The sequence below is a fragment of the Chryseobacterium lathyri genome, assembly GCF_019970085.1.
Lineage (GTDB): Bacteria > Bacteroidota > Bacteroidia > Flavobacteriales > Weeksellaceae > Chryseobacterium > Chryseobacterium lathyri.
Genome location: NZ_JAHXYG010000005.1, coordinates 62,897 through 83,841, shown reverse-complemented (window position 1 = coordinate 83,841; position 20,945 = coordinate 62,897). Strand labels below are relative to the sequence as shown.

Below are 20,945 nucleotides of genomic sequence, written 5' to 3'. Positions count from 1 at the left end.
TATTAAGAGAAAGAGTTCATCAATTAATCTTCGTACCTTAATAGAAACAACTCGTTTAAAAAGAAAGAAATGGAAGCGACAATATCCAGATTATCAGCAACAGAAAAAGCGCTTGATGTTATTTATCAACTGGAAGATAAATACGGCCCCCTGATGTTTTATCAGGCCGGCGGATGCTGTGAAGGTACTCAGCCACAATGCTTTGAGAAAGGCGGATTTTTTCCGAGAATGAATGATGCTATGATAGGAACCATCAACGGTCATGAATTCTGGATAGACCGCGATTTATTTGAATATTGGAAATATTCCCACTTTACACTGGATGTCACAGATGGATTCGGTCCGGGAGGTTTTTCTCTGGAAACTCCTTTAGGCAAGACATTCAAAGTCCAGTACAGACTTTTCACCAAAGAAGAATATGAACATCTGGAACCAGTAAAACGTAGCGAATAGAATATTGACTATCAACTGACCTTTGAAACAATCGGCTAGAAAAAACATATCCGATCAACTTAATCACTCAGAAAATAATTATCTAAACTATTGCAGATCAAGAGGATTTATAAGTATAGATTTGAACCAATCGTATAAATATGTACTATACCTGCTCTTTATTCTTTTCTCTTTCCCATCAGACCTTCACAAACCGGTTGACAAACATAGCAGCGACTATATCTCCCACAGCATTAAGAACCGTAGCTAAAGGATCCACCAGCGTCCCAATAATCATCACAGCCGGAATAGCTTCCTGTGGCAGTTTATAAACCGAAATCATCAGCATTTCACCAATATACCCGCCGTTCGGAATTCCACCGGCTACAATGCTTACAAAAACAGTGATTCCTAGTGCCAGCAATAAATTTGCAGGGTCAAAAAAGTCTTTCCCAATGATCAGAAAAGCAACATATATCTTGATAATGGATGACATGGAAGATCCGTTCTTATGCAATGTGGTTCCAATTGGAATAACCAGGTTGGCAATGGAATTCGGGATACCTATTTTCGAGGCAGCCTGAAGATTCGCCGGCATGGTCGCAAAACTGCTGCAGGTACTCAGAGCAGTTAGAGTAGGGTAGACTGCATTTGTCCAGAAACTTTTGATCCCCTTTTGCCCGTTCGCCATAAAAGCATACAGAGAAAAAAAGACAAAGAAATAAACGATTCCTGCAATATAATAAAGTCCTAAAGGTTTAGCATAAAAACCAAAAAGCTGAGGTCCCAAAGTGGCTACCTGATAGGCAAAATAAGCCCCAAGACCAATAGGTGCAAGCTTCATGATCAATAAAAGAAGCTCTTTCATTACCTCATATCCGGAAGCGATAAAAACCCTGAATGGCTGTCCTTTTTCTCCGGCCTTGCGGGCTGCAAATCCGGTCATAAAAGCAAAAATAAGAAGAGCCAGCATATTTTGTCTTGAAAAAAGCTGGGTAAATTCTCCAACAGTAAAAAAGCTTACGATCCTGTTTCCCCAACTGTCTTCACTAACCGTTTCAGAAATGATTTCAGAACTACCGGAAATCCCGGAAACTGGAAATACATAAACGACACAGATCGTAAAAATGGCTGCTGTCAAAATAAAAAACAGAAAAGTAAAGGACATTACTAAAATAATTCTTCCAAATTTAGACTGCTGTTCCAGCGACGCAATAGAATTGGAAACAGCGAAAAATACCAACGGTACTACACTCACAAAAAGGAGGTTCAGAAAGATATCTCCCAAAGGTTTAACATATTCCACAATATTGGGAGCAGTAATACCTATAATGCTTCCTGCAACAATTCCTAAGAGTAAAAGTATAATTCCTGAGTAGTTGTTCAGTACCTCTTTCATTCAATGCTTTTTATCAAAGATAGGTTTATTTTTAACACTCTCTTATATAATTTTCAGGCTTAAATTTCATAAATTTGAGTAAATATCGTTTCTATGGCTTATATAGATTACTATAAAATTTTAGGCGTAGATAAAAGCGCAACACAGGATGACATTAAAAAAGCTTACCGTAAACTGGCGAGAAAGCTTCATCCTGATCTCAATCCGGGTGACAAAGAAGCTGAAAAGAAATTCAAAGAACTGAATGAAGCCAATGAAGTTCTCAGTAATCCTGAAAACCGTACCAAATATGATAAGTATGGGGAAAACTGGAAACACGGGGAAGAGTATGAAAAAGCTCAGCAACAGCAACGACAGTATCAGCAGCAGAACTATGGCGGCGGTGGATTTTCCGGTGCTGATTTCGGTGAGGGAGAAGATTTTTCAGATTTTTTCCAAAGTATGTTTGGCGGTGCCGGTGGTGGTTTTGGAAGAAGCTCAAGGGGAAGTTCTTCAGGAAAATTCAAGGGACAGGATGTTCATGCTGAATTAAATTTAAGTTTAAAAGATGCTGCCCAGACTCATCCGCAGACTTTTGATATCAACGGTAAAAAAGTAAGAATTACGATTCCGGCGGGGGTATATGACGGACAGCAGATCAAACTGAAAGGACACGGAAACCCGGGTTTTAATGGTGGTCCCAACGGAGACCTGTATATTACTTTCAATATCCCCGTAGATCCTAATTTTGAAAGAATAGGAGATGATCTGAAAACCAAGGTTTCAATAGATCTGTATACCGCTGTTTTAGGGGGCGACGTAAAAGTGACTACACTGGACGGAAGCGTTAACCTTAAAGTGAAGCCGGAAACACAGAACGGAACAACGGTAAGGCTGAAGGGAAAAGGTTTTCCGGTGTATAAGAAAGAAGGGCAGGCCGGAGATCTTTTTGTGACGTATGAGGTGAAGCTGCCGACCCATCTGACAGACAAGCAGAAAGAACTTTTTGAACAACTTAAAAATTCCTAAGCCATGAATGAAAGAATATCACGGGAAGAACTCGTAAAAATATACAATATAGAGATCACTTTTTTTGATGAATTGGTAGACGAGGGTTTACTGCATGTAGAAACAGAGAATGATGTCCGGTATTTACTGTATGAAGACCTGCCTGTTTTTGAAAGGTTTACCAACTGGCATTATGATCTGGAAATTAATCTTCCCGGTCTGGAAGTTATTCATGATATGCTTCGGAAAATGGAAGATTTGAAGAGAAAAAATCGTGATTTACTGAATAAACTTTCTGCAATAAGTGACCAATATGAAGATATTTGATTTAGTTTTGTAATCTTTAAAAACAAATTAAATATTTCTGAGAAATGAATGGAGAGAAAATCATTAAATTAAATATAAACAGAAAGGATTTCGAGGAAATTTATTTCAGCGGTAACCAGGGAAGTTTGTTTTTTTCACAGACTACCAAAGGAAAAACCGTTACTACGGCAGTTGTAGGATTAATTCTGTTGATTCTGTTTTGTTTTAAAGATGATTTAAGCAAAGAAAAGTTTGGGATTCTATATTTCGTGAGCTTTTTGTTCCTGCTTTGTACGGTTTATCTTTCTTTAAGCATCAACAAGGTTTCCCGGTGGAAAAAAGAGGTTAACCGTTATCTGAAATCCCTGGAAGATTCTGAAATCTATGAGATCCGTTTTAATGATGATATTTTTAACGTTAATCTTAATCATCAGGAAGAGCTAAGCAAGTGGGAAGATTTCAAAGTATATGATATAAATAATTCATTTATTGCATTGGAAGGAAAATACAATTATATGTTTCCCGAAAAATCAATGAGTAAAGGAGATTACAGTAGCTTAAAACAGACCATAAAGAAAAACATCAAACAATAAAAAAATCAGAGCAAAACGCTCTGATTTTTTATTTATATAAAGATAAATTTACCTTCTTCGTTTTTGATTAATCCAACCAACCCATTTCCTTCATCCACTCGTCATTGTAGACTTTTCCTACATATCTTGAACCGTGGTCGTGAAGAAGAACTACAATCACATCATCTTTCGTGAACTGATCTTTCATCTGGATCAGAGAAGCAATTGCACTTCCTGCAGAATATCCGCAGAAAATCCCTTCTTCCTTAGCCAGTTTTCTGGCGTAGATAGCACCGTCTTTATCCGTTACTTTTTCAAAATGATCAATAACAGACATGTCATAATTCTCAGGAATAATATCTTCCCCAATTCCTTCCGTAATGTACGTATAAGCATGATCGTAATGAAGCTCACCGGTCTCATGAAATTCCTTCAGAATAGAACCATACGTATCAACACCAATTACTTTGATATTGGGATTTCTCTCCTTGAAGAATGTTCCGCAGCCCGTAACAGTACCTCCTGTTCCGGCACCCGCTACAAAATGCGTAAGCTTTCCATCTGTCTGTTCCCAGATTTCCGGAGCTGTAGATTCATAATGAGCCGCTCTGTTCGATAAGTTGTCGTATTGGTTCACATACCATCCGTTTTCTGTTTCCTTAGCCAGTCTTTTGGAAACTGAATAATAAGAACGCGGATCAGTAGGTTTCACATCAGTAGGACATACGATAACTTCTGCTCCTACAGCACGAAGGATATCACATTTCTCTTTTGACTGTTTGGAATTGGTTACAAAAATACATTTGTAGCCTTTGATGATGGCAGCAAGAGCCAGCCCCATTCCCGTATTTCCGGAAGTTCCTTCAATAATGGTTCCTCCAGGTTTTAATCTGCCGTCTTTTTCGGCATCTTCTATCATTTTAAGGGCCATTCTGTCCTTTACAGAATTCCCAGGATTGAATGTCTCTACTTTTGCTAAAACCAGAGCAGGAAAATCTTCTCCCAATACTTTATTAAGTTTCACAAGAGGGGTGTTTCCTATCGTTTCAAGAATATTTTTTGCGTATTTCATAAATGTTTTATAAGCGGTACAAAGATAAGGCTTTAAAAATTAGCCGTGTGATTTATGTGAATGGTGAATTGTTAATAATGAATTTTTACTTAGGTCATTGAAATGGGTTAATTGTAATAATTGTATAAAGTGAATGGTGAATCGCAAATGGTGAATTTTTTTAATAAATAGAATTGATCACTATTTTGTCATTGACATTGACAATGGACTCCTTTACATTTCACTTTTAATTATACTTAATCGCCTTCACCGGAGATATCTTGCTGATCAGGTAACTCGGAACGATCAAAGCTAGTCCGGAAATAAGCAAAATTCCTAGTGAAATAGATATAATGGCAACAGGATTAAGATCTACCGGAACCGTACTTACATAATAGTTCTCAGGATTAAGTTTAATGATGCCGAAGAATTTCTGAATCAGAATCAAACCCAGACCTATGGCATTACCATACAGAAGCCCCGGGATCATGATGATCAGTGTATAATTGATGAACGTAGCTCTTATCTGTGAATTGCTTGCCCCCAGCGTTTTTAGAAGGCCGATAGAATTAGTTCTTTCAATGATCAGAATTAAAAGAACCATAATGATGTTAATAACAACCACAATCAGCATAATGATGATAATCAGGGCAATATTGGTGTCGAAAATACTGATCCAGTCATTGATCTGCGGAAATTTTTCCGTTGCTTTTTCAGCATAGTTTTTATAGCCAATCAGTTTTTCAATTTCCGGAAAATCTTTGTCGATGTCATTTACATTTTTAAAGAATATATCAAGACCACCTATTTCATCAGGCTTCATTTCCTGAATTTTTCTTACATGATTGATTCCCCCGATGACGAATTGCTCGTCAATCATTTTAATATCAGTTTTATAAATTCCTATCACCCTGAATTTACGGTAGATCGGCTTTTGATCTGCTTTTGAAAATACGGTAACAATACTGTCATTTACTTTCAGGTGAAGATCATTAGCAATCTTCTGTGAAATAGTTACATCATTGTTAAAGCCATTCTCTGTTACTTTAGGAGTAGTACCGGCAACCAGGAATTTTTTGAACCTCAGACTGTCAAAATCCTTTCCAATTCCTTTAAATATAATTCCTGAAAAATTATGCTCATTACGCATAATTCCTGTTACTGTTGCATACTTCTGAACACTTTCTACATCCGGAAGATTTTTAATTTTCTGAATGTTCAGTCCCTGATTGTCAAGAACAGAGGTATTGTAAGAAGAATTAGATCTTGTAGACCGTACTGTAATGTGTCCGCTGAAATCTGCCAGCCTCTCTTTGATGGCTTTCTTTGAACCGAAGCCCGTAGATACGGTAATCAAAGAAACAATGATCCCCAAAGCTACAGAAAGCCTGCCGATGAAGATGATAACTCTTGAAAGGTTATTTTTGTTATCTTTGGAAAACGCTATTTTTCTAGAGAAATATAAAGGAAATTTCAAGCTTATGAATTTAGATTTCAAAATTAAAAATTTACTTCTTATTTGCCTAATTTTTTTAGGTGTATTCAACCAATATTATTCTCAGGTTCAAGATCAGCCGGATTTCAAAACCGGTGCAGATCAATCTGAGCTTTATCTTCCTCTGCTGAAAAATAAAACTATCGGAGTGGTCACCAACCAGACCGGACTGATGAGTGATAAAAACCATGTCGTAGATTTTCTGGTAAAAAATAATATCAAGATTAAGGCGATTTTCGCTCCTGAACATGGTTTCAGAGGAGATGCAGATGCAGGCGAAAAAGTAAAGAACGGAGTGGATACCAAAACAGGAATTCCGATTATTTCTTTATATGGAAACAACAAAAAGCCAAAACCGGAGCAGTTAAAAGGAATTGATATTGTTGTTTTTGATATCCAGGACGTTGGTGTCAGGTTCTATACCTATATTTCAACTTTAGCCTATCTGATGGAAGCTGGAGCCGAAAATAATGTAGAAATAATGGTGCTGGACCGTCCGAACCCACATGATGGTTATACAGACGGACCTGTTTTGAAAAAAAAATGGTCAAGTTTTGTAGGAATGCATGAAGTTCCTGTAGTCTATGGATTAACGATAGGAGAGTACGGGAAAATGGTGAATGGCGAAAAGTGGCTGAAAAATGGAGTTCAGGCAAAATATACCCTGATCCCTATGAAAAATTACCATAAAAATCAACGTTACCCGATTTTAGATAAGCCTTCCCCAAATCTGCCTAATGATAAATCTATCAATCTATATCCGAGCTTATGTTTTTTTGAGGGAACTCAGGTTTCTGTGGGAAGAGGTACTGATCTGCCATTCCAGGTCTATGGTTCTCCATGGACGCAGGGATTTCCTTATCAGTTTACACCAAAACCTAATTTTGGAGCAAAAGATCCTTTTCTAAACGGAAAATTGTGTTATGGTGAAGATCTTTCAGCCTATCCGAAAGATCTTAGAGAAATAAATCTTGAATGGCTGATTAAATCTTATAAAGGCTATAAGAATCCAAAGCAGAACTTCTTCCTGGAGAATTTGTTCTTTGATAAGCTGGCCGGAACGGATGAATTCAGAAAACAGATCGTAGCCGGAAAATCAATTCAGGAAATCAAAGCTTCATGGAAAAATGATCTGGAGAAATTCGAAAAGATCCGCCGTAAGTATATTGTTTATAAAGACTGAGTTTAAAAGTCAATTGTGAATTTGGCTTTGCCAGTAAATTTTATGATCTATAGGTTCACAATTGACAAGACAAAGCCAAATTCACAATTGACCATTCACTTTGATATCAATCAAAATTCTGTGGAGGGTTTTTATCGTTCTTACCTTTATTTAGGATGAAAAGCCCAAGTGATAATCCTATAACTCCGGCAAAAGCTGTCATCAATGCTCTTTCCAACTTGTCGGGCAGGTCATTTCCGATATAATTCATTAAAAAAAGGATCACAAAAGTGATCACTGAAATAATAATATGATTTTTTCCGAACAGTTTCATGCTGTTATTTTAGTTTATAAGAAATCATGACACCTCCTCTGTATGGAAGGATTTCTCCGCTTTTATTAAATTTTTTGGCTAATTCATACCGTTGTCCGGTGGTACGGTCATACCCTTTATAGAAGTCCTGTGATGTACCTATCGTTGCATATACATCAATATTCCAGCGGTCAGATACTTTAAACTGATATCCGCCTGTTACTCCTAATATAAATGATACGCCTTTTTGATACAAGTTTGATGATGTGAATACTTCATTTTTATCATTTATATATGGTGTATCTTTCCAATAGTTCCATTTTTGAAGTACAAATGCTGAGGTTGCAATATTAGCTCCTACATACCAATGGCTGAATGCTTCATTGAAATAATATCTTCCTTCCAGAGAAACAGAATAATACTGAAATTCATGTCCTGCAAAAGACTTCCAGGGAGATACCAGAACGTCACCCTGCATTGTAATCTTTGAAGTCAGTTGCTTTTCCAGACCAATATTGATGAGTCCAATTGAAGCCAGAAGTGCATTTCCTTTGATGTATAGACTTTTTTCCTGTTCTTGTTCCTGGGCTGTCAACATTGCTGCAGACAGAAGTGTGATAGATGCGGTAAGAAATTTGTGTTTTAGCATTTATTTTATTTGTTTCAATAATTCTTCTGCGAGTTTGGAGTCTTTATTGGTCTGAACGGCCATATGTTTAGACATTTCTGCGTAGCTTTTGGCCATTTCTTTATTCCCTGTAAGAAAATAAAGCTTGGCAAGAATGTAAGTGTTTTCCGATGTTTCGCCACGCATTACAGATTTTTCTGCCCATTCCGAGGCTTTCTTTAGTGATGCTGGATTTTTGATGTGATCACTAAATACCCACGCTGCTCTCAACAGTTCATTAGGCTCAAATGCATCGGAGTTTTTATAATATTCCAAAGCTGCTTTTTCGAATTCAGGGAAATTAGCATTCTGCTCATAATAGCTGAGTTTCGTCTGGTTCAGTTTGGATTGTGCGAGCTGTTTTCCTACTAACGGTTCAGCCGTTTTCATGAAATACTCGTCGTTGATCTTTTTATTTTTATCATCAATAGATTGTTCTACGATTTTTGAAAGCTTCAGCTGATTGTCAAATTCATTGTAAGTTTCTTCCGGCAGATATTTAATAATTTCAGCCTTTCTTGATGTAAACGTGCTATAGTTACTGTCTTCCGTCGACTTTACAAAAAATAACAGGAAACCTATTTCCTCTTTAGAAATTTCTTCTGTTTTCTTTTTGTTTTCAAAATACCGTTCGGAAGCTTTTTTAGCGAAATCGTAATCTGAGGAGGAGTTCAGTTTCATAATGTTGATCAGGAATTCCGGATCTTTCTCTCCATTGGCAAAACGTTCTTTTAATGAACCTTTTTTATTACCTGCAGAATTAATATCCTGAGCCATGGCCACAAACATGCTTTGCTCCATATAACCGGAATTCTGAGAAACCAGCTCACCTTCACCATTCAGGAAAAGATAAGTGGGATAGGAGCGTACACCATATTTGGCAGCAATTTCCCTTCCTTCACCTTTTTCCATATCAAATCTGGCATTGACGAAGTTGGTATTGAAATAATCTCCTACAGGCTTCTGGGTAAATACATTTTTCTCCATCATCTTGCACGGTCCACACCAGGAAGCATAAGCATCGATGAAAACAAGTTTCTTTTCCTTTTTTGCCTTTGCTATAATGTCTTTGAAAGGTAGTTCCTGGAACTGTATGGCTTCCTGAGCCAGTATAACAACAGAGCAGAAAACAAATACCCCGGAGATGATCTTCTTCATTTTCAAATTAGATTTGTAGGCGAAGATAGTTATTTTCCAAAAAATAGAGGATGAATTTGACTTAGTATGCTCTATATTAACGAACTTTAAGACTGTTACGGGCCTTAAATAAAATGATTGGTTTAACCTGTAATTACTTTCAAAATTATGAACTTGTTATTAAAGCTTCTTTACTAAACTAAGATTTGTAATTTTCTTGGATAAATAGTTATGGAATATGATCAGTAATTTAATTTAATGGCAATTTGTTTTTGAAAATAAATAATTTTAACATTTTTTTTATATATTTTTTGTCAGTTTTTTAAAAAATTTGATGTTTGTATTTTGAATGTATAAATGAAAAGAGTAGCCTCTTTGGCTACTCTTGTTTTATTAAAAGATTATTACTCTAATGAGACAGTGTTGTGGTAGAATTGATTTTTGTTTCCAAAAAACAATAGTAAGATTTTAGTTTATTCATAAAATAAATTTGTTTGAGGAAGCTTCTTAACTTGACTTTTATTGTACAATATTGAGTCAATTTTCTTACTTACATTTAAAAATCTAATCGCTTTTGAACAGTCCAATTCACTTTTTTTTCTATTATATTGAAAATAAATTTCTTTAATTTTATCATTAAAATAAATTTTAATATGAATGAATTGTGCATCTTTTATAGGCAATAATCCACATTTAATATTATTAGGTAAATTATTGACATTATTCATATTCATTGACTTCAAAATACCATCAATTTCATTTGAGTTAAGATTAACTAATACATTATTGTCAAGATTTCTGTCGTAACCTGCCTCATAATTTCTACTAAAAGCTCCTTCTCTAGAATTATAATAATCCTCTCCTTTCCAATATTCAAAATAAAAATTATTTTTACTAATTGTTTGAGGATAACTTTCAGAACAAGAAAGAAGTAGCAATACTATGAATAATAAAGTCTTTTTCATTTAATATGATAATTTTCGGTTAAAAATTGGCTCAAAAAATTTCATCAATTTATTAAACGCTGTATAACTTGGGCTATCTAACCCCATAATATGTTGAATTAAATGTCCTTCAGTTAACAAATTTAATCCTTTTATTGGTAGATTGTTTAATTTAACTAATGTCCATTCACTACTTTTTATAGCCAAATGTTCTAAATTATTAATTGTGGTAGTAGGGTTTTTGATTCTACCGTGAAGAATTAATCCAGAACCGTTATAATATGCGTGTGCTGTTTCGTGAGCCATAGTTTTACCTAATACATAATCATTATTTACAGCGTACGATGAATATCGAATATGGGTTTTTCCCCAAAAATTCATTTTCGAATCCGCTATATCAGTTCCATTAATTTTACCATTTTGATATTGTAATGATTCTTCTGCAAAAGAATCACTAGCAACATTAAATTGTTTAATTTCTTTTGCTGTGTAATTTTGCTGTCTTACTCGATTTATCTTTTCATTAGGCCCTTCACCCTCTACAGTAGTTGATTTGTCTGCATAATCATCACCAGGTAAAAGTTGTTCCTCCTTAATACCTTTTGTTTTTCCTAGTCCATTTGCATAATACCTTATTGTATAAGTTACGGCCGACACAGCACCTCCGATTACAGCACCTTTTAAAACTCCCTGTAAAACATTTCTTTGGTTGACCACTGCATCCACAGCACCTCCTGCCGCACCAATAGCAGCACCTTGCGCTACTGTACCCCAGAAGCCATTTCCAAAGACATTAAGTGCACCCACCCCGGCACCTATACCTCCGGTAATAAAAGAAGTAAGAACAGTTTTTAAAAATCCTGCTTTACTGGCATTTCCTGTCACAGCAGCCATAGCCGTATAGATCAGACCTCCAATGATAACACCCTTTAGTGCACCCACAATGATAGGAATAAAAACAGCAAAAGCAATCTCGCCATTAGGATCATTATACATTAACGGATTATTCATTACATACCCATATTTATTATAGTTTTGGGTGTTGTTAGGGTCCTGTATGTTTTCATCTGCATTTAAGAATCTCCTTAATAGAGGGTCATATAATCTACCATTCATATGGATGATTCCAACATCCATTAAATGCTCATGGCTGGTATAACCTCTATCAATAAGTAGTGAAGTTTGGGCAATAAGTGCTTTATCTGTTATAACAGGTGAATTCCCTATTTTGAGATGAGTGAAATTTCCCCAGGCATCAAAATGTCTTTGTTCAAGCTTGTTACCGTCCTCATCACTGATCGCCAAAATACTACCTATGTAATCTTTATGTAAAAACTTATAAGATCCATTGGTTTCATTGTTATACTTAACATAGATAATATTAGAGTCATAAGGGGTACCTCCAATGTATAAGATATGTTTTTCCTGGTTGGTGGCCTGATCCCTTACCATCTCAAAACTTCCGTCTTCGCTGTATAATTTGGTTAGAGTTCTCTGCCATAGAGGGGCGTTAGGGTCCCATACTCCGGCTGTTTTAGACTCAGTACTTCCACCATCACCACCTCCGATTTGCTTTAGTTTGTCTATATCAAGACGTTGTCTCATATTTCCCAGTCCATACTCAAAGCTGATACGTGTTTTCTCTCCATTGATCTTTACTGGGTCGTTATTTTCATTGTAAACAATACTTTGGATCAGGTCGTTGCTATAATTCTGTGTTCCGGCCGTATTCAGGGTCATTCCGGTAGGCTGATAAATCTTGGCAGAATTTTCATACTTCATCGTTCCTACCTGATCATTTTCCATAATCCTGCCTTTGATGTCATAAACATTTCTATTGAGGGCAGGCTTAATACCTGTTATCGGATTTGTCCAGTTTACTAAGCGGTTATTATCATCGTAATCAAAGGTTTCTACAATATTGAAATCTCCGCCTGTGGTTCTGCTTTTCAATTCATTTTTAATAGCATCAAAAGAATATGATAATTGCAGAATACTTGGCTTTATTGCCGATGAATGATTGATACTTGTCAAGAAGCCGTTTGGATCATAAGCATTATTAATGTCTGCTGCCCCTAATTTGGCATTTACTACCTGGCTTCTAGCATTGGTTTCTTTAAGTTCCCATAAGATTTTACCTGTTGTTTTGTCTTTTATTTGGGAGAGCTCACCATTCCAGGTACTGTATACATTCTCAATCTGAACCTTTGTAATCATTCCGGCAGATTGTAGTTCTTTTTCGTAGGAAATTACTCTGGATTTATTATCATAGGTAATCCCTTTTTGAATGTAGTTTCTTTCGTTACTGGTTTCTGAGGAAGATAAGAGTCTTCCTTGTGGATCATAAGTAATATTGGTGCTGAATAGCTGCCCTTTGAAAATACCGGATTTTGCTGTCAGCCTGCCTTTATTGTCATAGGTGAAAGAAATTGTTTTATTGGTTGCCTGTCCGCCATCTGTGGTGGAAAGTTCCTTTTGAGTGATGAGTTGCCCAAGATTATTATAGGTGTATTCTTTTGTTCCTTTCGGGCTGGTGATTTTTTTCGGCTGTCCGAACCCGTCGTATTCATATTTATACGTACCATTGGAAGGATCGTTAAATTCGGATTTCCTTCCCCAAGCGTCATATTGGGTGGTAACGATATTTTCAGCAAACTGTGCTTTGATCTGCTCTCCTGCGGAATTGTATGCAAATGTAATAGTTCCCCCTTTATCTGTTGAAGAGACTATATTACCTAATGCATCAGCAGTTTTAGAGGTGGTTCTTGCATATCCATTGATTTCCTTAATGGTTGTTGTTAAACCTGAGACGGAGGTCTCCATCTGCTTACCATTAAATGCGGTAGCCGTTATTTTGGCCGGGAATACGGAATTATCATAAGCGATAGTATTCCATTCATTAGTACCTTGTCCTTCAAAAAAAGGTTCAGATTCTTTTATTTTCCTACCTAATACATCATACTGAATCGCTTTTAGTATGGAGTAACCTTGATTAAAAGCTTTAACGGAAGTCATGTATTCCTGACCTAGTGTATTGGTAAATTTCTTTAAAACGTCACCATCGGGATCATTTTGAGTAACGATTCTATTAGAAAGGAAATCTTTTTCATACTGATAGGTAGTTGTTCCTTCCAGATTGGTTGTAGATGTCAATAATTTGCCCCAATTATCATAAGTATTGGTAAGGGTATTATTGAGCGGATCTGTCTGAGTTAAAATCTGTCCCCGATTATTGTATGTAATATTTGTTTCTAAACCTAGATTATTCGTTTTCTTTTCAACAAACCTTCCCTTCGGCTCATACAGGCTTGTTTCTGTTTGAGTTTGGGAATCGATGTTGTTGCTAATTACTTTTTGGGTAATATTTCCAAAGCCGTCATAACTATAAGTTTCTAGCAAATATCCTGTATTATCTCTGTTCCACGTTTTTAAGGTTTTTAAAAGGTTATTTTCATAAATATATTCTTCCTTAGCAGATTTGGTATCTCCGTAAGCAGAAGATTGATTGGTTTTGGCTTTTGGGCGACCAATATAATAATCTGCTCCGGTTCCAGCGGGATTATGAATATATTCAAAGATAGAAGTGGTGACTCCATAGCCGTTGTTGGTATTGGCTACACTCTGTGCCGGAAGATAATAATCCCCATAGGTAATAGTGCTTTCAGTGACTATTCCGGTTAAAAAGTCTTTTGTTTTGTTGGTTTTAGGAATAATAGCCGTTACCACTTTGGGCTTGTCAATATCTGCAATCGTAGTGACTATTTGTCCGTTTAATAACTTATCTATTTGATAGTTGGTCGATTTGAAACTTAATAATTGCGTATTATTTTCAGAAATGTCAGCAGGAAATATCTGATTTTCATTATTAGTTTTGATGGTCCATTCTTTAATCGGCAATCCCTCATTTAAAGGATCTATTTCTATACCATTCCATATTTTGGTATTTTCAAATCCATCAGCATACCATGAAGAGCGGGCAGTTTGGCGATAGCCAATTACTCCTTTACCAAGCAAGTGGGCAATATATCCTCTATATCGGAAATCCTGTTTTCTTCCTGCCATTCTGATCTGGGATACCGCATAGGTTTGAGAAAGTCTATCTATTTCCACATAAGGATATTGTTCCTTTTTTATAGGGGCATATATATTAGCATTGATAGCAGGGTCAAGTTCTTTATAATCTATATCGTACTGAAGATCAGCTTGTGAAATGGATGAAATATTTTTATCTGCATTGAGATTATAATGCTGATAGCTAACAAGCTTTCTTTCATTGGAAGCGGTAGTAGATTTTAATAAAAATAATACCTTCGATGAGGAATTATTAACCCTAAAATTACCGAATAAAGGACTTACTACTGATTTTGGCCTTTCAGAAGACATTAATCTTTTTTCATTGAAACGCCATTTAAACTGGCTGTCGTATGGATTATAATAAGGCTCAGAATAGCTGTCTAATCTCCAGTTGACTTGAAGATTGGTATTGATATCACTAAAAAAAGTATATGAGTTTACAATTTCACCTTTTCCGTCATTATCAAGGTCTATAATAGAAGTCGTTGAAAGAATATCCGGTCTTGTGACAATGTCTTTTTTGTAAATCATCAACCCTTGCAGGCTTTCCTCTAAATTAGCCCCCGTATTCAAATAAATTGACCAACCAGGGGTGTATTCGTCATTGACTTTGTACTCATGCAGAGGAAGCAAGACTTCAACATTTTTATCTCCGTTCAGGTCGCCAAATTGGATTCCATCTGCTAATCCTTTTATGGTATAGCTTTTCTTGAGCTCAATAGTATAATTGCTATTTTGCTTCTTGAGCTCGTATTGTGCTAAATTATTTGTTGGAGTACTCGATGTTTTCGAGCCGATACTTCCATTGATAAAGCTTTTGGTATAATAAGTAGCATTTGTGCTCGTATTGGTGGGGTCAATAAAAATAATATCCTGCTTTCCATCATTATCAAAATCCATAATTCCTCCCTTGCTAAGGATATTTTTAGGGGTTGTTCCGGGGATAATGTGAATAGTATTATTTTGTATATCCTCATTGTCTACAACTAAATACCTGTTTCCTAATGTTTTGCATTGCCATCTCCCCTTAGGCGGATCAGGAACAATGATCACATATTTACATTTTTTATCCTCTAGAGACATGATCAGCTCAGACATTCCGTCGGAATCAATATCTACTTCTTTTATATTTAAAGCATGAGAAACATTTAGTCCTCCCATATATTCGGGATCCGTTTCAGGCGGGTACAGAGAACTATTGTATAAATAATTGTTTGAAGGTATTGTTTTTGAATATTCTAAAACAAGGGGATTATTATAGGTATTAAGTACCGAAGCATCACTTTTAATAGAATAGTATTTCAGTTCTATATCTCCTGTAGTGGGAGGGTTAGAGCCTGCATTAGCTTTTGAAATAATAAGTCCCTGTTTCGTTTTAATATAGTTATCTGCTGATTTTATATTAAATGTAGTAAAACCGCTGCTTGGCCAATAAGTACTTGAAGAACCTAAGTAAACAAAAGAAGGGCTACTGCTGTTAATAGCATCAAAATAAATATAGTAACCATCAGGTCTGCCATTTTGGGCAGGTTGCATCACAATAAAATCTACCAGTCCGTCTCCATTATAGTCTCCTGTAGTAACGATGTTATTGAAATCACCAAAATTACTTTCGTTTGTACCTGTTGCTAAGGGCTTTGTAGAAAATACTACGGGATTAGCATCTTCTCCGGCTGAATTGGTTTCAATTACCTTCTCAACAAAATCATAATTAATTTTGTTATTAGAATCATTATTCACAATGTTCTGTGTAGTGGAATATTGTATTGAATAATTTTTAAACAGTGAGCTGTTAGAAAATATGGTGATTTGTGATAGTCTTTTGTCCTGTATTAATGAAACTCCTTTAATGTAGGAAGATTCTTGTACATTTCTTGGAGAATAATAAAAATTTACCTGATTAAAATGAGGCTTCCCCAATTCTTCGTTTCCTCCCCATTGAATAGTATTAATCAAAGAAATATTATTATTTTGAGTATAGTTATAGGTAATATAATTTCCTTTTTTATCTCTCCATTTGACAATATTGTATTCTATTGGTGTTCTGGCAGTATTACTTCCTGAAGAAATGCCACCGTACCAGGCCTGAGATCCATCCTCAAAGGTTATTTGCCAATATTCTGGACCTTGCCAGGTTTGCCCTGTAATAGAACCGACAGATTTAATTTTGGCATTAGAGTATTTTTCGGTTACATATTCAGCTCCGTCTTTGCCATATTCTCCCGACTTTAAGATTAACCGTTGTCCGTTAAAGCTGTAATAATCGGAGTAATCCAATTGAAGCCCTTTCAGTTCTCCGTCTTTTTCAATGGTTTTTCCGCTTCTGGATATGGTCGTAACTCCCGAAACGCTCCACCCATAACCTGCAATACCGCTTCCTGAACTACTTAAATATGTCATGTCCATATTGGGCGCAACATCTTTGATACCCGGAGGTAAAGCAATAGGAAGTGTATATTGCAGCTGTCCCGATGAGGTAACGTTGACACCTCCTTTGGTATCATGGAAGCTTTGTCCTGATAAAGTCTGTAAAAATCCTAATATGAATATACAGGATATAGCAGATGAAAATAACTTCATCCTTTTGTCGTAAAATTTCATGGTTAGTTTTTATTTATCTTTTGGTAATGTTTTTACTGAAAATTCTGCCATCTTTTAGGGTAAAGCGTAATACATATACTCCCCAATCATAGCCTGTCATATTGATTTTTATCTGTTTGTTTAAGTCAGGCATATTTTGCTGTTGAAATTTCCAGTGAACTGTACTGTGTTGATATAAGGATACAGATTCTATTAATCCGTCTACTTCCTCCGTCCAGTCGATGGTTAGTACATCATTAACAGGAACAGGATACAGACGTATCTGCTTCCAGAATGTTTTCTCATCAATTACTGAAGATTGATCAGGTTGAGTTAAAGGAGCTGTCTTAGATTCAGCTTTCGATAATGTTTCAGGTGCTTGTTTAGCACTGACGTCAGTACCCCGGTATCGTTGATTTCCGGCTTCATCATATTTAAAATAGACTTCGGTTTGGGAAAATCCCAAAAACCCGATTAGTAGTGATGATAATGATAATAATTTTCTCTTCATCAGGATATTTTATGGTTATTAGTAAATAAAAAAGCTTTTAAAGGCAATTTCCACAAATATAATATTTTTTTTACTCTTATTTCATTAAAGAGTGAAAAAGTGATGTTTCTCATAAATTTTATTTTTAATGGGTTGATTTTTTACGACTTATCTTTTGAAAGTTCTTTATTGAAAAGCTATCACGACATAGTGACAAAACTCGACGTATCATAATATTTTCAAATGAAAATTTTTTATTATTTCATTTATCATTTCTAAGTTTTTCAAAGATCAGCCTATTATTAGAGAAATTTAATTTTCCTTTGGTGTATACTGATGGATTGCAGGGTAAATCATCATCCGTAAAATCTATAACTCCAGTAAGTTCTCAATACTGTTACTCCGTCGAGGTCTAACATTTGTCAAATTCTCCTCTGTGATAATCTTTATTTGCTGCTCAGCTTCATGAGCTGGTAGATAAGTAGCATTAGCTTGTTTTATAATTTTAGATGTAAGTAAATTCTTCTCTATAATTCCTCTATTCTTAAAATTAAATATGCTTTTTATCCCTTTAACATTGTTAATGATTTCTGTAATAAAAGAGTGTGATTCATCATAGCCATCAAGTAGTGAAACTTGTTCTCTCATCCATTTATCTAAATAGGTGTCATTTTCTAAAGAATAGTATTCAAGTGTATATTTACACAGGAAATATTAGTCTTCATAGGTAAAGAAAGTTCTTTAGGCAAAGACATTATAGACGCAAAATGGAAAAACAACTTTTGTAATTTGATCTTCACAAAATCATTTAATTTCTATTTTCGGAAGTAGGTAGATTCAAACAAAGTCAATCTGGCAGGAAGTTTCCGGAAAGTTTGAGCATATATTTGAGCAGTTGTTATTTTTAAAATAAAAAAGCCCCTAAAATAGGGGCTTTACAATGATTTGTTGTGGTTTCTCCAGGAATCGAACCAGGGACACATGGATTTTCAATCCATTGCTCTACCAACTGAGCTAAGAAACCAATTGTTTCGTTGTTTAACGTGGGTGCAAAAATAGAACTTTTTGCAATATCGTGCAAGTTTTTTATAATTAATTTCAAAAGTATGGGTAAAGATATCTTTTGTGATTTGTATTTGCTTAAAAATCAATACAGTCATTTTATAATCCTTTCTTTATTTTCTTGTGATCTTCGCCCCATATTTCCAATTGATCCAAAACAGGGATCAACTGTCGCCCGATTTCCGTTAATTCATATTCTACTCTTGGAGGAACTTCAGCATAGACCTTTTTTAGAACAAGCCTTTCTTCTTCCATTTTTTTGAGCTGCATGGTCAGCATTCTTTCACTGATATTTGGGATGCTGTTCTTGAGTTCAGAAAATCTCAGTTTTCCTGTTTTAAGGCAGTAGCAGATTGAAAGAATCCATCGGCCACTGATCAGGTTTACGGCATATATCTCAGAACAGCTAAGCTCCAGACCTTTTTTATTTTCTTGATTGGTTGATGATTCTTTAATGCTCATACTTACTTTTTTGTTTGTTCCACACAATTCATTGAGTGTTTGGAGACCCGATATTCATCATATAAATTTACAAAAATAAAAAGATTGACAGTTGAGCCAAAACTTAAAATTCGTTCATCCAAAGCACATTACATAATACAATGGATTTCAATAGAATTGATAAAGACCTGAAGAAAAGTATAGATAGTTTTCCGTTTTCATTGGAAATCAATCAAGCTGAATTTCTTAATAACCCGGAAATCATTCAGAAAGAGAAAAAAATATGGGCAAAGAATAATCCTTTTAAGGGGCCTGATAAAATTAATGTGAAAGATATTTTCATAGAAAGCTCTTTTGATAATCATTCAATAAGGCTTCATATCTATCAGTCGGAAGAATTTGATAAAAATAGAACTATCATTTATTTTCATGGAGGAGGATATGTCTTTGGCCTTCCGGAACAGGTAGATAACCAGATGTTTGAATTGGCAGAGCATCTTAATGCTACAATAATTTCGGTTGATTACAGGCTGTCTCCGCAATATAAATTCCCTGTTCCGGTACTGGACGGATTTAACTCGCTGGAGTGGACCATTGAACATGGTGCGGAACAGCTTGAAATCGATCCGAATCATATTGTTGTTTTTGGGGCAAGTGCCGGCGGGCATCTGGCTGCGGCTGTTACCCAGATGGCTAATGATAAAGGAATAAGAAATATAAACCATCAGTTTTTATTATATCCGGTGATTCACAATAAGCTTAATACCTTTTCTATGAATGAATTTACAGATGCTCCTTTATGGAATAAAAAATATGCAGAAACCGCCTGGCTTCATTTTTTGGGAAATGATAATAAGGATAAAAGTATAAAGTATGCAGATCTTACGAACTATAATGCCTTTCGCGATCTTCCAAGAACAACAATAGTAGCCTGTGAGCTGGATCCTTTAAGGGATGAAAATATAGAATTTTCACAACTTTTATATAGGGTAGGAGTCAAAACAGAGTTGTGGGTGATACCGGGAGCATTGCATGTATTTGATCTGTTTGATTCTCCTTTAAACGACAGATATAAGGAATTCCTTTACAGCCGTATATTTTAATCATATTAAGAATAATATAAATGATAAAGTTAAGAAATAAAAAACCAGCCCTGCTTCTGATTGATATTCAAAAAGGATTTTTGGCTGAAAAGTACTGGGGTGGAAACAGAAATAATAAAGATGCAGAAAAGATCAGTGGAATATTGCTGGAAAAATGGAGAGAATTGGGACTCCCGGTTTTTCATATCAGACACAGCTCTGTGAATCCGGAATCTAAATTGCATGAATTGGACCCGGGTTTCCAGTTTAATGATCATGTTCTGCCTCAAAATGACGAACCTGTTATCACAAAAAATGTAAACAGTGCCTTTATCGGAACGGATTTAAAAGAAAAGCTGGACGAACATAATATCAATACTTTAGTGATCATAGGAATAACTACCAATCACTGTGTTTCAACGACGGCAAGGATGGCTGGAAACTTTGGGTATGAAACATATGTAATTTCAGATGCAACAGCAGCATTTGACAGGGTAGGGGTAAACGGCGAAAAATATGATGCCGAGCTGATCCATCTGACGGCCCTTGCCAATTTAAATGATGAATTTGCTTCCGTCTGGGATTCAGAAAAATTATTAAAAGAATTGTAGAGGGTTCAATTGATAATCTGGAATGTTCTGAATAAAACCTTGTGAGAAATGAAATTATCTAAACTCTTCCTTATTGTCGGAGCAATCATGGATGATTCTTTGATTTTTTAGATCTGCTTCTAAATAAGATGTCTTCTTTC

18 protein-coding genes and 1 tRNA gene are annotated in these 20,945 nt (G+C 35.6%); 7 read left to right on the top strand and 12 right to left on the bottom strand.

The window, feature by feature from the left end; all coding sequences use genetic code 11:
* The first annotated feature begins 69 nt into the window (after window positions 1-69).
* Window positions 70-453 carry a DUF779 domain-containing protein gene (locus LC418_RS16255; protein WP_111956862.1) on the top strand — a complete coding sequence of 128 codons (384 nt, stop codon included), beginning with the start codon at window positions 70-72 and terminating at the stop codon, window positions 451-453.
* 178 nt (window positions 454-631) lie between these two features.
* Here the strand turns inward: LC418_RS16255 and LC418_RS16250 are convergent, their stop codons facing one another.
* A complete protein-coding gene (locus LC418_RS16250) occupies window positions 632-1,831 on the bottom strand; it encodes a dicarboxylate/amino acid:cation symporter (protein WP_111956864.1) in 1,200 nt (399 codons plus the stop codon).
* Window positions 1,832-1,924: 93 nt separating this feature from the next.
* Here LC418_RS16250 and LC418_RS16245 point away from each other — a divergent pair, with 93 nt between their 5' ends.
* Genes LC418_RS16245 through LC418_RS16235 form a run of 3 tightly spaced genes read left to right on the top strand, consistent with a single transcriptional unit; the run spans window position 1,925 to window position 3,717 of the window.
* Window positions 1,925-2,839, top strand: a complete 915-nt coding sequence (locus tag LC418_RS16245; protein ID WP_223559916.1) for a DnaJ C-terminal domain-containing protein — start codon at window positions 1,925-1,927, stop codon at window positions 2,837-2,839.
* Window positions 2,840-2,842: 3 nt separating this feature from the next.
* The gene (locus LC418_RS16240; protein WP_111956868.1) at window positions 2,843-3,145 is read left to right on the top strand and encodes a chaperone modulator CbpM; all 303 of its coding nucleotides are present in this window, start codon (window positions 2,843-2,845) and stop codon (window positions 3,143-3,145) included.
* A gap of 44 nt (window positions 3,146-3,189) precedes the next feature.
* The gene (locus LC418_RS16235) at window positions 3,190-3,717 is read left to right on the top strand and encodes a hypothetical protein (RefSeq protein WP_223559915.1); all 528 of its coding nucleotides are present in this window, start codon (window positions 3,190-3,192) and stop codon (window positions 3,715-3,717) included.
* Between the two features lie 67 nt (window positions 3,718-3,784).
* Here the strand turns inward: LC418_RS16235 and LC418_RS16230 are convergent, their stop codons facing one another.
* Together LC418_RS16230 and LC418_RS16225 are read right to left on the bottom strand one after the other, a co-directional pair.
* Window positions 3,785-4,768, bottom strand: coding sequence for a PLP-dependent cysteine synthase family protein (locus LC418_RS16230; protein ID WP_223559914.1), 984 nt, complete (start codon window positions 4,766-4,768; stop codon window positions 3,785-3,787).
* 226 nt (window positions 4,769-4,994) lie between these two features.
* A complete protein-coding gene (locus LC418_RS16225) occupies window positions 4,995-6,224 on the bottom strand; it encodes an ABC transporter permease (RefSeq protein WP_111956874.1) in 1,230 nt (409 codons plus the stop codon).
* Between the two features lie 4 nt (window positions 6,225-6,228).
* Between LC418_RS16225 and LC418_RS16220 the strand changes: the two genes are divergently transcribed.
* Entirely contained in the window at window positions 6,229-7,425 is a 1,197-nt protein-coding gene (locus tag LC418_RS16220; protein WP_223559913.1) for an exo-beta-N-acetylmuramidase NamZ family protein, read from the top strand.
* 106 nt (window positions 7,426-7,531) lie between these two features.
* On the opposite strand, the gene LC418_RS16215 is transcribed toward LC418_RS16220, so the two are convergent.
* From LC418_RS16215 to LC418_RS16175, 9 genes are all read right to left on the bottom strand, one after another.
* On the bottom strand, window positions 7,532-7,738 hold the full coding sequence (locus tag LC418_RS16215) for a hypothetical protein (protein ID WP_072921985.1): 207 nt from the start codon (window positions 7,736-7,738) through the stop codon (window positions 7,532-7,534).
* 4 nt (window positions 7,739-7,742) lie between these two features.
* Complete coding sequence (locus tag LC418_RS16210; protein ID WP_223559912.1) at window positions 7,743-8,366, bottom strand: DUF3575 domain-containing protein; 624 nt, start codon at window positions 8,364-8,366, stop codon at window positions 7,743-7,745.
* Window positions 8,367-9,542 (bottom strand): thioredoxin family protein, encoded by a 1,176-nt coding sequence (locus LC418_RS16205; protein ID WP_223559911.1) that lies wholly within the window; start codon window positions 9,540-9,542, stop codon window positions 8,367-8,369. It lies immediately after the preceding gene.
* Between the two features lie 452 nt (window positions 9,543-9,994).
* Window positions 9,995-10,486: a hypothetical protein gene (locus LC418_RS16200; RefSeq protein ID WP_223559910.1), complete on the bottom strand. Its 492-nt coding sequence runs from the start codon at window positions 10,484-10,486 to the stop codon at window positions 9,995-9,997.
* On the bottom strand, window positions 10,487-17,140 hold the full coding sequence (locus tag LC418_RS16195) for an RHS repeat-associated core domain-containing protein (RefSeq protein ID WP_223559909.1): 6,654 nt from the start codon (window positions 17,138-17,140) through the stop codon (window positions 10,487-10,489).
* Between the two features lie 13 nt (window positions 17,141-17,153).
* Window positions 17,154-17,630 (bottom strand): hypothetical protein, encoded by a 477-nt coding sequence (locus LC418_RS16190; RefSeq protein ID WP_223559908.1) that lies wholly within the window; start codon window positions 17,628-17,630, stop codon window positions 17,154-17,156.
* A 348-nt stretch (window positions 17,631-17,978) separates the two neighbouring features.
* A complete protein-coding gene (locus LC418_RS16185; RefSeq protein ID WP_223559907.1) occupies window positions 17,979-18,257 on the bottom strand; it encodes a hypothetical protein in 279 nt (92 codons plus the stop codon).
* A 303-nt stretch (window positions 18,258-18,560) separates the two neighbouring features.
* Window positions 18,561-18,633 (bottom strand) — tRNA-Phe (locus LC418_RS16180).
* A gap of 137 nt (window positions 18,634-18,770) precedes the next feature.
* On the bottom strand, window positions 18,771-19,133 hold the full coding sequence (locus LC418_RS16175; RefSeq protein WP_111960897.1) for a winged helix-turn-helix transcriptional regulator: 363 nt from the start codon (window positions 19,131-19,133) through the stop codon (window positions 18,771-18,773).
* A 140-nt stretch (window positions 19,134-19,273) separates the two neighbouring features.
* Here LC418_RS16175 and LC418_RS16170 point away from each other — a divergent pair, with 140 nt between their 5' ends.
* Both LC418_RS16170 and LC418_RS16165 read left to right on the top strand, forming a co-directional pair.
* Window positions 19,274-20,215: an alpha/beta hydrolase gene (locus tag LC418_RS16170; protein ID WP_223559906.1), complete on the top strand. Its 942-nt coding sequence runs from the start codon at window positions 19,274-19,276 to the stop codon at window positions 20,213-20,215.
* Between the two features lie 23 nt (window positions 20,216-20,238).
* Window positions 20,239-20,805 carry a cysteine hydrolase family protein gene (locus LC418_RS16165; RefSeq protein ID WP_223560200.1) on the top strand — a complete coding sequence of 189 codons (567 nt, stop codon included), beginning with the start codon at window positions 20,239-20,241 and terminating at the stop codon, window positions 20,803-20,805.
* Window positions 20,806-20,945: the final 140 nt, after the last annotated feature.